The organism is Nonomuraea sp. LPB2021202275-12-8 (assembly GCF_037044575.1).
Taxonomy (GTDB): Bacteria; Actinomycetota; Actinomycetes; order Streptosporangiales; family Streptosporangiaceae; genus Nonomuraea.
Genome location: NZ_JBAHWD010000019.1, coordinates 69,613 through 82,706 on the forward strand (window position 1 = coordinate 69,613; position 13,094 = coordinate 82,706).

General features: G+C 70.9%; 15 protein-coding genes and 1 pseudogene. 10 read left to right on the forward strand and 6 right to left on the reverse strand.

Going from position 1 to position 13,094, the window contains the following annotated elements:
- Positions 1-108: 108 nt before the first annotated feature.
- Positions 109-396 carry a hypothetical protein gene (locus tag V5E28_RS29625; protein WP_336211693.1) on the forward strand — a complete coding sequence of 96 codons (288 nt, stop codon included), beginning with the start codon at positions 109-111 and terminating at the stop codon, positions 394-396.
- Positions 384-950 carry a dihydrofolate reductase family protein gene (locus tag V5E28_RS29630; RefSeq protein ID WP_336211696.1) on the forward strand — a complete coding sequence of 189 codons (567 nt, stop codon included), beginning with the start codon at positions 384-386 and terminating at the stop codon, positions 948-950. The genes V5E28_RS29625 and V5E28_RS29630 overlap by 13 nt, the downstream gene beginning before the upstream one ends.
- Positions 951-1,076: 126 nt before the next feature.
- On the opposite strand, the gene V5E28_RS29635 is transcribed toward V5E28_RS29630, so the two are convergent.
- Positions 1,077-1,244, reverse strand: a complete 168-nt coding sequence (locus V5E28_RS29635) for a hypothetical protein (RefSeq protein WP_336211698.1) — start codon at positions 1,242-1,244, stop codon at positions 1,077-1,079.
- Positions 1,199-2,257, reverse strand: coding sequence for a hypothetical protein (locus tag V5E28_RS29640; protein ID WP_336211701.1), 1,059 nt, complete (start codon positions 2,255-2,257; stop codon positions 1,199-1,201). Before V5E28_RS29640 ends, V5E28_RS29635 begins: the two co-directional genes overlap by 46 nt.
- Positions 2,258-2,377: 120 nt before the next feature.
- On the opposite strand from V5E28_RS29640, the gene V5E28_RS29645 reads away from it, so the two are divergent.
- Genes V5E28_RS29645 through V5E28_RS29655 form a run of 3 tightly spaced genes read left to right on the forward strand, consistent with a single transcriptional unit; the run spans position 2,378 to position 4,526 of the window.
- Positions 2,378-3,484 carry a sensor histidine kinase gene (locus tag V5E28_RS29645; RefSeq protein ID WP_336211704.1) on the forward strand — a complete coding sequence of 369 codons (1,107 nt, stop codon included), beginning with the start codon at positions 2,378-2,380 and terminating at the stop codon, positions 3,482-3,484.
- A complete protein-coding gene (locus V5E28_RS29650; protein WP_336211707.1) occupies positions 3,424-4,053 on the forward strand; it encodes a response regulator transcription factor in 630 nt (209 codons plus the stop codon). The genes V5E28_RS29645 and V5E28_RS29650 overlap by 61 nt, the downstream gene beginning before the upstream one ends.
- A gap of 53 nt (positions 4,054-4,106) precedes the next feature.
- Positions 4,107-4,526 carry an MBL fold metallo-hydrolase gene (locus V5E28_RS29655; RefSeq protein WP_336211711.1) on the forward strand — a complete coding sequence of 140 codons (420 nt, stop codon included), beginning with the start codon at positions 4,107-4,109 and terminating at the stop codon, positions 4,524-4,526.
- 116 nt (positions 4,527-4,642) lie between these two features.
- On the opposite strand, the gene V5E28_RS29660 is transcribed toward V5E28_RS29655, so the two are convergent.
- Positions 4,643-5,290: a TetR/AcrR family transcriptional regulator gene (locus tag V5E28_RS29660; protein ID WP_336211714.1), complete on the reverse strand. Its 648-nt coding sequence runs from the start codon at positions 5,288-5,290 to the stop codon at positions 4,643-4,645.
- A gap of 76 nt (positions 5,291-5,366) precedes the next feature.
- On the opposite strand from V5E28_RS29660, the gene V5E28_RS29665 reads away from it, so the two are divergent.
- The gene (locus V5E28_RS29665; RefSeq protein ID WP_336211717.1) at positions 5,367-6,203 is read left to right on the forward strand and encodes an arylamine N-acetyltransferase family protein; all 837 of its coding nucleotides are present in this window, start codon (positions 5,367-5,369) and stop codon (positions 6,201-6,203) included.
- 231 nt (positions 6,204-6,434) lie between these two features.
- Here the strand turns inward: V5E28_RS29665 and V5E28_RS29670 are convergent, their stop codons facing one another.
- On the reverse strand, positions 6,435-7,322 hold the full coding sequence (locus V5E28_RS29670; RefSeq protein ID WP_336211718.1) for a sigma-70 family RNA polymerase sigma factor: 888 nt from the start codon (positions 7,320-7,322) through the stop codon (positions 6,435-6,437).
- Positions 7,323-7,504: 182 nt separating this feature from the next.
- Between V5E28_RS29670 and V5E28_RS29675 the strand changes: the two genes are divergently transcribed.
- The 3 genes and pseudogenes from V5E28_RS29675 to V5E28_RS29685 all read left to right on the forward strand — a co-directional run.
- Complete coding sequence (locus V5E28_RS29675; protein WP_336211721.1) at positions 7,505-7,969, forward strand: nuclear transport factor 2 family protein; 465 nt, start codon at positions 7,505-7,507, stop codon at positions 7,967-7,969.
- Between the two features lie 49 nt (positions 7,970-8,018).
- Complete coding sequence (locus tag V5E28_RS29680) at positions 8,019-8,564, forward strand: YceI family protein (RefSeq protein WP_336211724.1); 546 nt, start codon at positions 8,019-8,021, stop codon at positions 8,562-8,564.
- A gap of 212 nt (positions 8,565-8,776) precedes the next feature.
- A pseudogene (locus tag V5E28_RS29685) lies at positions 8,777-9,499 on the forward strand (LysR family transcriptional regulator); the annotation flags it as partial.
- 2 nt (positions 9,500-9,501) lie between these two features.
- Here V5E28_RS29685 and V5E28_RS29690 read toward each other — a convergent pair.
- The gene (locus tag V5E28_RS29690; protein WP_336211726.1) at positions 9,502-11,016 is read right to left on the reverse strand and encodes an MFS transporter; all 1,515 of its coding nucleotides are present in this window, start codon (positions 11,014-11,016) and stop codon (positions 9,502-9,504) included.
- Positions 11,013-11,498, reverse strand: coding sequence for a cupin domain-containing protein (locus V5E28_RS29695; RefSeq protein ID WP_336211729.1), 486 nt, complete (start codon positions 11,496-11,498; stop codon positions 11,013-11,015). The genes V5E28_RS29690 and V5E28_RS29695 overlap by 4 nt, the downstream gene beginning before the upstream one ends.
- A 795-nt stretch (positions 11,499-12,293) precedes the next feature.
- Here V5E28_RS29695 and V5E28_RS29700 point away from each other — a divergent pair.
- Entirely contained in the window at positions 12,294-13,079 is a 786-nt protein-coding gene (locus tag V5E28_RS29700) for an SAM-dependent methyltransferase (RefSeq protein WP_336211731.1), read from the forward strand.
- The last annotated feature ends 15 nt before the right edge of the window (positions 13,080-13,094 follow it).

The following is a 13,094-nucleotide window of genomic DNA, read 5'->3' on the forward strand; positions in this document are numbered from 1 at the left end:
ATTGTCGGCATTCAACCAGCTTGAAGGTCAAACGGCACCCGGCCTCGTCGATAACGACTCAGCCCCCGCGAGACGCCGAGGTCCGACGTCGGTTTCCGGGACGACGGCGTGCCGGTGACGCCGTACGGTCGAGTCACCGTACTCACCAGGAGACACGATGACGGCACCACCGACCGGAGCCGGACTCCGCGCGTCGAGCCGGACGGGACCTTCTCGGTCGTCGCCCTGTTCACCCGTCCCGGACAGGCGACCAGCATCCACGACCACACCACCTGGTGCGTGGTCGCCGTGATCGACGGTGTCTCCTTGCACATCTACGGCACCGACCTCCCCGTCGTCGGCCGTCCCCAGCACAGCTATCCGGACAGGCAAGGAGTCCCGCAATGGGTAAACTGATCTTCTCGATGATCACGTCACTCGACGGCTACGTGAGCGACTCGGACGGCAACTTCGGCTGGAGCGCCCCCGAAGAGGAGTCGCACGCGTTCATCAACGAGCAGACGCGATCGATCGGCACGTACCTCTATGGCCGCCGGATGTACGACACGATGGTCTACTGGGAGACCGCGCACACGGTGCCGGGCCAGTCGCCGGTCTTCCTGGAGTTCGCGCGGATCTGGCAGGCCGCCGACAAGATCGTCTACTCCACGACGCTGGACGGGGTGGCCGGCGAACGGACCCGGATAGAGCGGACGTTCGATCCGGAGGCGCTGCGGAAACTGAAGGCCGAGGCCGAAGCCGACATCGCCGTCGCCGGACCCGACCTGGCGGCGCACGCGATCCGGGCCGGGCTGGTCGACGAGTACCAGCTCTTCGTCGGACCGGCGATCGTCGGCGGCGGACACCCGTTCTTCCCGGTTGACGTACGCGTCAACCTGGAACTGCTGGACGAGCGGCGGGTCGGCAACGGCATGGTCTTTCTGCGTTACGGCGTCAGGGACACTGCGTAACGGCGAACGGCTCGGTCTTGAGGGCAAGAACGCAAATCTTGCAAGGCGAGGTGTCGCGACAACGCGGAGAACTCCGAGCACGATTCGTAGCGCTCGCACCGCCCGGGATGCTCGCCGTAGCCCGCGTCATGCCGGCCCGTGCACGATGCGTTGGATGGCGGTGGTCACCGTTGTGGTGCCGTGGGGTTCGGTGTCGAGGGCACGGTGGATGGTCAGGCCTTCGATCAGCGCGTCGAGCAGGCGGGCCGTCACGGGGTCGAAGTGCCGTTCGAGGGCGTGTCGGCTGCGGGCCATCCAGGCGTTGGTGATGTCGCGGTAGGCGGGCTCGTGATCGGCACGCGGGGGTGGTCTTTGCGGCGCCGGTGGTAGGAGATGGTGGCGGTGGCCAGCGCGGCGCCCCAGATCGGCCAGAAGCACTCCGGCAGCCAGGCTCCCCATTCGGCCAAGGTGAACCGGCCGGCGATCGTCCAGCGGATGTAGGTGAGTCCGGCCACGGTGACGATGATCGAGACGAACCCGGCGGGGATGACCGCCAGCAGCGGTGGCACTCGCCTGCCGCGCAGTCCGGGTATCCAGCGCGGGAAGATCTCGCCCCACCGCTGGGTCAGCCCTAGGGTGAGCACGCCGCCGAACGCGCCGAAGGTCGCCAGATAGGCGCCCGCCAGCCATATGCCGCCCTCGCCTTCGGCCAGGAACTCCTTGCTCACGCCGAGCGGGATGCCCAGCGCCCACGCCCACCGGGTGGCGCAATACACCAACGGCACCGCGACCGCCACGTACACCGCGACGCGCCCGCGCTCCGGAGTGAACCAGCTCCTGCGCCCGTGGCCGCGGGTGCGGGTCAGCGCCGCGGCGGCCAGCAGCAGGCCGCCCAGTACGCACACGAGCTGGTTGAGCACCGGCCACGGCCAGGCGTCGGCGAAGGTGGCACCGCCCAGGTCCCAACCGAAGACGGGGGCGACCAGCAGCAGCGGCGTGTAGGCGACGCCCATCATCAGCCGGGAGTCGGGGATCACCAGGACCAGGAGCGCGGCGATCGGCCAGGCCAGGAACAACGGCGCACGGCGGCCGCCACCGCGGGTCAGCGCCAGCGCCGTCACCGCGGTGAGCAGCGAGAAGGCGGCGATCCACCAGCCGAAGCGCGGTGTCGTGCCGGCCAGGATCGACAGCGCCCCGTCGGGGTCGGGATCGGCGGCGCCCCAGGGGAAGCCGGGCGCCCCCAGCGCCCATGCAGTGCCGAGCACACCGTAGGCCAGCGCCCACAGCGCCGCCGCGTACCCGTGCCGGCCAGAAGTGAAGGTTTTCATGTGATCAGCCTTCCGGCGCGGCCGGATGGTGAGCCAGATGCCGTTCGGCACCCCCTGGGGCCGAAAGAGGTGCCGTTCGGCACTCGTGGGCGAATCGCCGGATGCGCATATCGTCTTGGGATGAACCTGATGTGGGCTGTGGCCTTGGGGGCGATGCTGGTCGCTGTCGCGGTGGCCGCGACCGGGCTGTTCCGGCCGTGGCTCAGGCCGCGTCTGCCCGCGCCGACCTTGCTCGCCGCGAGCGTGTCCCTGGCCGTGACGCTCGCCTACCTCACCGGCATGGCACAGCCCGCGCCCGGTGTCGACGCGCTGGGGATGATCGAGAGCGTGGCGCTGATGGTGTCGGTCGGCCTGGTCGTCCGGTACGCACCACTCCGGCAGGCCGTGCTCTCCGCGCCGGCGGCTGGTCTGGCATCGGCCACCTGGCTGCTGCGCGTCTTCACGCCCGCCTCGCCGCTGGAGGCAGCGGGCGTGTGCGCCTTCTGGGGAGCGGGCGCGTTGCTGGCCGCCGCCGTGGGCGCCTACTTGCGCTTTCTCGATGTACGGCAGGAGCGCGCGGTGGCCGACACGCGCACCGCCTTGCGCCTGCGGCTGGCGCGGGACCTGCACGACTTCGTCGCCCACGACATCGGCGAGATGGTGGCGCACGCCCAGGCGGGCGGGATCGCGGGCGATCCGCTGCAGGCTCTCGAACGCATCGAAGCCGCAGGCCAGCGTGCCCTCTCGATGCTGGATCGCACGCTCGACACGCTGCATCACGACCGGCCCCTCAGCCCTGTCGGTGACCTGGGCGGCATAGGCGAGGCGGCCGAGCGGTTCTCCGCCGTCGGTCCCGCGCAGGTCCGCCTGCGGATGGATCCGGGCATGACCATTCCGGCGGAGACCGCGGCACTGGCCTATCGGATCGTGATCGAAGGACTGACCAACGTCCGGCGGCACGCCCCGGAGGCCAGGCACGTCGACCTGCGCGTTGGTGTCTCGGCCGGCGTCCTGGAGGTCATGATGACCAACGACGGCGTGATCCGCACGCGAAGCCGCCGGCGTGGCGGGTCGGGCCTGCCCGGCCTGGCCGCACTCGTGGCGGAACAGGGCGGCGAGCTGGTCACGCGGGCCGTGCCGGACGGGTGGTCGCTGACGGCCCGCCTGCCCCTGGCACAATCGCCGACGTGGTCACCCGAATCCTCATCGCCGACGACCAGGAAGGCATCCGCGGCGCCTTCCGGCTGATCCTCGACGCCCAGCCCGACATGACCGTCGTGGCCGAGGCCGCCGACGGCCGTGCCGCGATCGACACGGCGAAGACGGTCAGACCCGACGTCGTGCTGGCTGACATCCGCATGCCCGGCGCCGACGGCATCGAGGTGACCCGCGCTCTCGCCGGCACCGGCATTCACGTCGTGGTCGTCACCACGTTCGGGCTCGACGAGTATGTCCATGCCGCCCTGCGCCACGGCGCCGCCGGATTCGTCCTGAAACGCTCCGGCCCGACGCTGCTCATCGAAGCCATCCGGGCCGCGATGAACGGCGACATGCTCATCGCCCCGCAGCTCACGGTCCGGCTGCTGCGCGAGCGCGGCCTGCCGCAGGAGTCGTCGAGCGTGGTCCTCACCGACAGAGAAGACCAGATCGTGGCCATGGTCGCGCACGGCATGACCAACGCCGAGATCGCCGCCGAGCTCTTCCTGTCGCCGGGCACAGTGAAGAACCACATCGCGTCCATCCAGAGCAAGACCAGCACGAGGAACCGGGTCGCGATCGCCGCGTGGGCCTGGGCCACCGGAAGAGCCAAGCCCTGATTCATCCCGCCCCGGATGGTGACCAGCCCGCTTTCGCCCACGCCGACTACTTCGTGACCGAGGCGGAATGGGGCCGGCGTGACCTGCTGGAGGCGCACGGCATGGCCAAGGAGATCACCGCGCTGGCACCGCGCGTCCGTACGGTGACGGACGGGCAGGAGATCTTCCCCGGCGTGCGGGTCCGGCTCACCGCCGGTCACACGCCCGGGCATGCCGAGTACGTCATCACATCCGGTGGTCAGCGGCTGATCGCCTTCGGCGACGCCCTGCACTCACCGATCCAGGTCGACCACCCGGAATGGTCCGCGGCCGTCGACCACGACCCTGTCCGGTCCGCGGACCACCGCCGTCGTCTCGTCGCCGAGCTGGAAGAGCCCGGCACGATCGGCTTCGGCATCCACTTCGCCGACGTGGTGTTCGTCCGGGTCCGCCGGGGCGGCGCCGGCCCCGCCTGGCGGCCTCTCGACGCCTGACGCACCGGGAACGGACGCTGATCGCGTATGGGCTTCCTGTGCGGTCGCGTACCTGGTCAGCTCTGATCCATCGGAGCGGCGCGCTGACCCGATGGATCAGGGCTGACCGATGGCCATCAGGCGTCGCCGAGGTCGGCCAGGCCGATGTCGCCGTCGGGCAGTTGCCGGCTGTCCGGGCGGGCGCGCAGGCCGTCGAGCATCAGCGTCAGGTAGCGGTCCACGCTGCGCTGGGTGAGCTCGGCGCGCAGACCGGGGATCGGCCGCAGCAGCAGGGCTGTCATCAGCGTCAGGTCGCCGGCGTCCACGTCGTGGCGTAGGTCGCCGTCGGCCTGGGCGCGGCGGACGAGCCGGTCGAGGATCTTCAGCAAGGTCTGGCGCAGCTGCCGTTCCTCGGGGTCGGCGTGGAGCTCTTCCCAGGTGCTGCTGAACCAGATCGACAGCCAGGTGGCCAGCCGCAGCTCGGCGGCGGACCGGAGGACGAAACGCACCAGCGCCCGCCAGGCGTCCGGCTCCTCGTCCTCGGCGTCGCGCGCGATGGCGACCACGCGGTGAAAGCCGTCCAGCGCGACTCCGCGCACCAGCGCCTCGCGGTCAGGAAAGCGGCGGTAGAGGGTGGCGGTCCCGACGCCGGCGCGGCGGGCCACCTCCTCCATCGGCACCTCGGCGCCGCGTTCGGCGATGAGTGCGCGGGCGGCCTCGATGATCTGTTCGCGGTTGACCCTGGCGTCGGCCCGGAGCTTGCGCCCGGTGCTCTCGTTCCTCACTCCAGCAGTATACGGATGAATCTCCCTCATATACTCTCCATAAGTGGCGGATCTTCTTTCACTTAAGGAGGCGGAGATGACCATCGACCCGATACTGCACAGGATCGGTTACCGCGGGCGCGTGGCCGCCGACCCGAAGACGCTGTCGGCCCTGCACCGGGCCTGGCGGCAGGCCGTGCCGTACGAGAACCTCGACATCCAGCTCGGCAGGCCGATCAACCTCGACCCGGACGCGCTGTTCGACAAGCTCGTGCGGCGGCGACGCGGCGGTTACTGCTTCGAGCAGAACGCCGGCCTGGCCATGCTGCTGCGCCTGGCCGGGTTCGAGGTCACGATGGTGGAGGCCGCGGTCTTGCGTGCGGCCAGAGGTGAGGCGATGTGGGGCAACCACAACACGCTGCTCGTCCATCTCGACGGCCGTCGCTGGCTGGCTGACGCGGGCATCGGGGACGGCTTCGTCGAGCCGCTGCCGCTGCGCGAGGGGCCGCACACCCAGGGAAACCTGACCTACCGACTGGAACGGCTCGATCCGGAAACCTGGCGCTTCCACCACCACCCCGGCGGGACGATCGCGTCCTACGACTTCCGCCTGCAGCCGCGCGAGGCCGCCGACTTCGCCGCCCGCTCCCGGGAACTGTCCACCTCCGCCGATTCGGCGTACGTCACCACGCTCATGGCCGCCCGGCCGACTGCCGGGCACACCTTGTTGCTGCTGTCACGTACGCTGCGCCGGCTGGGCGCTGACGGCACGACGTCCTCGACGATCGCCGACGCGGACGAGTTCGCCAGAACGCTCTCCACGCACTTCCTCGTTCCGCTCGACGATCTGGGCCGGCACGGCATCGCCCAGCTCTGGCAGAAGACAGGCGCCCAGGACGACCTGTGGCGTGCACGGGTCAGCAACACCTCCTAGATCCAACACGGCACAGGCGCTGGTTGATCTTCAGGCGGCGGCCGAACACGCCTACAGGGGCTGCTGCTTCCCATCGGCATGGCTCAGTCGGGCTCTGGCCTCGGCGAGAGCCTCCGCCTGCCGCATCCACAGTCGTGCTGATCCGCATGATGCTCCTCCTTGAACTCCTCACGGGAATGCAGGTCACGCTAGAAGCTCAAGCCGTGTTGAGGTCAACCGGTCCCGACCCCGTCAGTCGTCAAGGACGGCCAGGTCGAGCCGGAGCAGGCGCTCGGGGTCGGCGATCGCGTCGAGCGCCACGATCCTGCCGCGCGAGACGGTGAACCCGATGACCGCGACCGCCTGCCCGTCCCTGGTCACGACAGCACCCGCGGCTCCGTTCACCAGTGCCGGCCGTACCACTGTGAAGTGCGGCGCGAACATGAGCGCCCGACCGGCGACGTCGGCCGCGCCGCGGACCAGCACGAAAGCGTCCGGACGCGCCGTACCCCCGTCGGATCGCAGCACGACATCCGGGTCCAGAGCCGCGACGAGCGCGTCGAAATCGCCGCGGCGTGCCGCGGCGAAGAAGGCGTCGACCACTTCCCGCTGACGGCCGATATCGGGGTCGGGAGCGTGGACCTCGGCTCCTCGCACCCGGCGCCGGGCCCGGCTGGCGAGCTGCCTCGCCGTGGCCGGGGAACGCCCCACCATGGGGGCGATCTCGTCGAAGGGCAGGTCGAACATGTCGTGCAGGACGAACGCCAGCCGCTCGGCGGGGGTCAGTGTTTCGAGCACCACCTGCAGCGCCAGCCCGACCGAGTCGGCCAGGAGCGCCTCGTCCTCGGGATTCGTCCCGTCCGTACGGCTGATGACCGGGTCGGGCACGCGCACGCCCATGAGCTCCTCATGCCGCGCCGCGCGCGAGCGCAGCACGTTCAGGCACACGCGGGCGACGATGGTGGTCAGCCAGGCGCCCAGGCTGTGGACGCCGCCGGGGTCTGAACGGCTGGCGCGCAGCCAGGCTTCCTGGACGGCGTCGTCGGCCTCGGCCAGAGAGCCGAGCATCCGGTAGGCCACCGCCTTCAGGCGGATCCGGTTCTGCTCGAAGCCCTCCGCCAGCAAGTCGGACTCGGTCATCGGTCACATTCCTCCGCCGCTCGGTGTCTTTTAGATGACCCCTCAAATCCGTCTGATGTGACGTGGAGACCGAGGAAATCATGCCCGGGCGGCCAACCCGGTGCCGAGCACGCTGCCCTGAGCTCCACATCACCTTGATCAACACCTGAAGAGATGGCGAACATGGACGAGGAAGGAGACCCGTGAGCGACGTTCAGACCATCGCCGACCGCTTCGAGATCGAGGCGCTGCGCGGCGAGTTCACCGACGCGGGGATGATGCGCGACTACGACCGCTTCGCGTCGCTGTTCACGCAGGACGGCGCGTGGCGGATGCCGCACATCGACGTCGAGTTCGAGAGCCGGGAGGAGATCCGCGCCGGGATCGAGCGGCTGCAGGCCCTCTGGGACTATTTCGTACAAACCGTGCACCCAGGCACGATCCAGCTTGAGGGCGACACCGCGATCGGCCGAGCGTACACCGCGGAGTTCGGGCGCATGCGCGGCGGCGGCTCGCACCTGAACTACGCCATTTACCACGACCGCTACCGGCGCACCCCGGACGGCTGGAAGTTCACGGAGCGGGTCTACGAGGTCAGATACGTCGACACCACTCCGCTGGCGGGCTCGGCGCCCCACGCGGCACCCGGGCCCGTGCGCGCATCATGACCGGGCCGGAACTGGAAGATCAACCACCCTTCCCTCTAGGAGCCCGAGCATGACCACCATGACCAAGCTCAGCGAGCTGACCGGCGACTACGTCCTCGACGCCGCGCGCACGCGGATCGGCTTCGTCGGCCGGCACGCGATGGCCACCAGGGTGCGCGGGCAGTTCGACGAGTTCGAGGGCAGCGCGTACCTGGACGGCGACGACCCGTCGAAGTCGAGCGCCGAGCTCACGATCCGGGCGAAGAGCATCCAGACCCGCAACCGTCGGCGCGACGGGCATCTGCGCGGCAGGTTCCTGGACGCGGACGACCACCCGGCCATCACCTTCAGCTCGACCGGGGTGGAGCAGGTCGACGGGGCCGACTTCAAGGTCACCGGTGACCTGACCATCCGCGGCTTGACCAAGCAGGTCACCGTGGGGTTCAAGCTGACCGCCGCCGAGAACGATCCGCGGGGCGGCTTCCGGGTCGGCTTCGAGGGCAGGGTCACGATCAACCGCAAGGACTGGGGAGTGAACTGGAACGCCGCGACCGGGGTTCTGCTCAGCGATGAGGTGACGCTGGAGTTCGACGTCGCCGCCATCCGGCGGTCCTGACCGACGGCCCCGGTGGCCGCGCCTGAGACGATCACCCCTCGGGCTCCGGCACCGGCTCTCCCTGGAAGCTGAGGCGACCGCCGCTTGACCGGCCGTGTGGGGCGGCCGGAGTGACCATGTACGCTCGAAACCGGGCGATCAGCGAGCATATCGGGCGGGCTCGTGGAGATGCGTCGCCCGTGCGTACGAACGGATGAGCGGCGGGGGGATGCGTGGAGCTCCGGCAGCTTCAGTACTTCCTCGCGGTGGCGGACGAGGGCGGTTTCGCCCGGGCCGCCGAGCGCCTCAGCATCGTGCAGTCCGCGGTGAGCCAGCAGGTCCGACGGCTCGAACGCGAACTGGGGGTGACGCTGTTCGACCGCTCCACCCGTCATGTGCACCTGTCGGCCGCGGGCGAACGGCTGCTGCCGGAGGCGCGGGCCGTGCTGGCGGCGGCCGATCGCGCCAGGCGCGTGGCGGCCGGCGTCGCCGGTGGCACCGATGGCGTCCTGCGGGTGGGCGCGATCCACAGCCCGGGGGACCGGCTCTCCCGCGGCCTCGCCGAGCTGGCCGCCGTCGCGCCCCGCCTGAGAGTCCGGCTCAGGACGGTGCCGCCTGCCGAGCGGCTGGCCGAGGTTCGGGCGGGACGGCTGGATGCCGCGCTGGTCCGCGCCACGTCCACGGTGCCCGGCCTGCGGCTGATCCCGTTGTGGACCGATCCCCTGTACGCCGCGCTCCCCGCCGGTCACCCCTTGGCGGCCGAGCCCCGGCTGCGCCTCGACCAGCTCGGCGACCTGCCGCTGCGGCTCTGCCCGCGCGAGAAGAACCCGCCGTTCCACGATCTGATCACCACGGCCTGCCGCGCCGCCGGCGTCGCGCCGCCGCCGGGACCGCCGTTCACCAGCCTGCGCGAGACGATCTCCGAGATGGCCGCCGACGAGCCGTCCTGGACCGTCTTCTACGACGTCTCAGGGCTTCCCTCCGTGCCGGGGATCGCCGTCCGGCCGCTCGACGGTCCCGTCGTCGTCACCTCGCTCGCCATCCGCGCGGCACCGGTCGCAGCCCCCGTGGGGCAGCTCCTCGCCGCGCTCAAGGCGGACCCGGCAGCCGGCGACGAGACCTCGCGCCGATGAGCCGGCGACGGGGGTAGGCGGGTCAGCGCCACCATCGCGGCGACCAGAGGGAAGCAGGCGATCACCGCGACCGAACCCGGCAGTCCCGTCCAGGGGGCCAGCGTCCCCGCGACGGCGGAGCCGACGCCACCGCCGACGAAGAAGGCCAGGTTGAGCAGCCCCATCCCGGCGCCGCGCCAGGAAGCCGGCAGCAGGGCTGACATCTCCGCGGTGAGCACCACCTGGGCGACGGCGAACGTCGCCAGCGCCAGCGAGGTCGCCGCGACGAGAACGTACGGGCCGCCCGCCGTACCGGCGATCACCATGGCGGCCGCGGTGACGGCGGCGGCACCCGCCAGGAGCCGGCGGCCCATCACCGCGCCGAGCCGGCCCGCCTGCCGCGACGACACGGCGCCCACCACGGCACCGGGCAGCAGGGCGACCCCGATGGTGAGCACGCTCCACCCGTGGGTCCCGCCCAGGATCTGGGGCGCCGCGTACATCAGGGCGAACAGACCACCGTAGACACCGATGCCGATGACCGCCGCCGCCCGGAACCCGGCGGCACCCGCCACCGCCGGTGGCACGAAGCCCTCCGGACGGCGGCGCGTCCGCAGGCTCAGACCCGCGGCGGACAGCACCAGCACGCCCCCGATGGCCGCGACGGCCGCGAGCGGCAGGCTCAGCGCCCGCGCCTGGACAAGCAGCACCAGCGAGCCGGCCGCGAGGGTGAGCAGCGCCGCGCCGGCCGCGTCGACCGGCCTGCGCGAGCCCGGCCTCGTGGCCAGAGGGACGCAGAAAGGCACGGCGAGCAGGGAGAGCGCGGGCAGGACCAGCGTGACCCGCCACGACAGCCAGGCCGTCGCGACCCCACCGGCCAGCGTGGCGCCGGCCGCGAAGACCGCCATCACGCCGCCGTAGGCGGCCAGGATCCTGGGCCGCCGGTCGGGCCCGGTGGCCGCCAGGACCGCCAGGGCGCAGGAGGTCATCGCGCCCGACCCCGCGGCGAGCGCCAGGCGGCCCGCTATCAGTACGCCGAGGCTGGGCGCGGTCAGACAGATGATCGCGCCGACGGCGAGGACGGCCGAACCGGCGGCCAGGGCGGCCCGGACTCCCCACGAGTCGGCCAGCCGCCCGAACACCGCGGTGCCGATGCCCAGCGCGAGCGCGTGGACGATGAGAACCCAGGCCACCGCGGGCCCGGCGCGCAGGGCGAGCGCCACCTCCGGCAGGGCCACCCCGGCCGCCGTGACGCCGAACACGGCCGGCCCGAACAGCATGCCGAGCCGGACAGCGGTCGAGACGCTCCCGACCGGCACGGAGGTCACGGCGGCCTGCCCTTCGCCGAGGCTCCCGCTCATCGGGCCCGCCCGCGCGTCCAAGCCGTGGAGTCGGCGAAGTGGACGTCGAAGCGGTCCTGCTCGGGCAGCAGGCCGTCGAAGGACTCCTGGCCGCGCGAGATGCGCCCGAGCCTCCTGAAGTAGTCGAACCGCTCGACGCCGGGCGCCATGACCACGAGCAGGTCGGCCGCCGAGCCCGCAGACGCGCCGAAAGCGTGAACCATCCCGGGCGGCACCACGATCAGGCTTCCCGCCCCCGCCGTGACCATCCGATCGCCGAGCAGGAACTCCATCGTCCCGGCGAGCACGTAGAACAACTCCGACGACAGGGCGTGGTGGTGGGGTCTGGCACCATCGGCGCCGGAGGTCAGGGTGAGCCGGTTGGCGCCGAGCGCGGAGCCGGTCGCCCCGGCGTCGACCAGCAGCCGGAACGCGCCACCGTGGGCGAGCTCCACCAACTCGGCCGAGCCCTCCGGGACGACCACGGCATCGTGGGTACGCATCGAAATCTCCCCTTTTCCATAAGAATCAGGCCCCCATTCGAGCGCGTGACCCTCGCGCCGAGCCAGAAGCAATCGGCGCCGGGAGATATCTGGAATCGTGATGAATCGCCGCCTGATAGGCACTAAGGGTGCGCTTTTCCGCCCATTCGGCCTACTCCGCCTGCATCTTGCCGAGGCGCAGGCCGTACTCGAGGGCGATCCGGCCGTAGACGGCCAGGTTGTCGCCGCCGTTCTCGACGAACGCGCGGATGTTCTCCAGGCGCTCCAGGTCTCGGCGGCCTGGTCAACATCTGGCTGGCGGGCACGGCCTGGGGTTCGCTGGCCGTCCGCAAGCCGTTCACGCTGGGCATCGCGCGGACGATGGCGCCGCGGGAGGTCTGGGAGACCCGCGGTTCTACCGCGTCAATGCGATCATCACGACTGTCTGGGCGGCCGCCTTCACTGTCGCCGCGATCTTCCTGACGCTCGTGATCAATGTCTCACCCCGTGCAGCGGCACTGGTCATCGCCATCAAGGTGATCACCTTCGCCGCCCCCGCAGTCTTCACGGCGTGGTACCCCAAGCGTGTGGCGCGCGCGACGGCTCCAGCGGGCGAGCTCCGGGGGTGGCGCGCTGGAGCGAGGCGGCGCTCGACGGTGCCCCGGCTGGGCCTGGCCACCCGTTGCGCTCGGGCAGGGGCGCACCGCTCGGTCAGCAGGTTCCGGTGGTTCGTGTCCGGCAGGAGCCCTAACCAGCACTCCTCCAGCCGGTGAATCGGGTTGCGTAGGGATTCGGGATGGTGTTGGGTCGAGGCGCGTGACCGCATTCGACGCGCTCGTGCGCCCCGATCGCTACCCGCTCTCGTCGACCTACGATCCGGCCTGGCTGCTCGGACTCGACATGGGCCCCCATCCGCTGTGGATGTTGGAAGACCTCGCTCGCGATCTCGACCTGAAACCAGGTATGCGGGTGTTGGATCTCGGCTCCGGCAAGGGCGCGACGTCGGTGTTCCTGGCTCGGGAGTACGGTGTCCAGGTCGTCGCGGCCGATTGGTGGGTCGGCGCGGACGAGGCGGCGGCGGTCTTCGCCGAGGCCGGCGTCGGCGACCGGGTGGAGGCGGTGCATGCCGAGGCCCACGTCCTGCCGTTCGAGGAGGAGAGCTTCGACGCCATCGTGAGCATCGACGCCTTCGAGTACTTCGGCACGGCCGACAACTACCTGCCCTACCTTGTGCGGTTCCTTCGTCCCGGAGGCCGGCTGGGGATGGCCACCCCAGGGATGACGCGTGAGGTTCGCGAGCTCGGCGCGATCCCGGCGCACATCAAGAAGGTGGTCGGCTGGGAAGCCATCGCCTGGCACACGCCGCAGTGGTGGCGTTTCCAGTGGGAGATCACCGAGTTGGTGGAGGTCACCTCCGCCCGGCTGCAGGAGGGCGGCTGGCGCGACTGGCTGCTGTGGGCCCGGGCCTGCGCCGATTACCGCCCTGAGGAGCGTGCCGCGCATCAGCCGGTGATCGACATGCTCGTCGCGGATGGCGGCGAGTTCCTCGGCTTCACCCTGGTGACCGCGCACAAGAAGGGGTGCGGACCAGGTACGCCGTAATGGGCGATCCGGTGT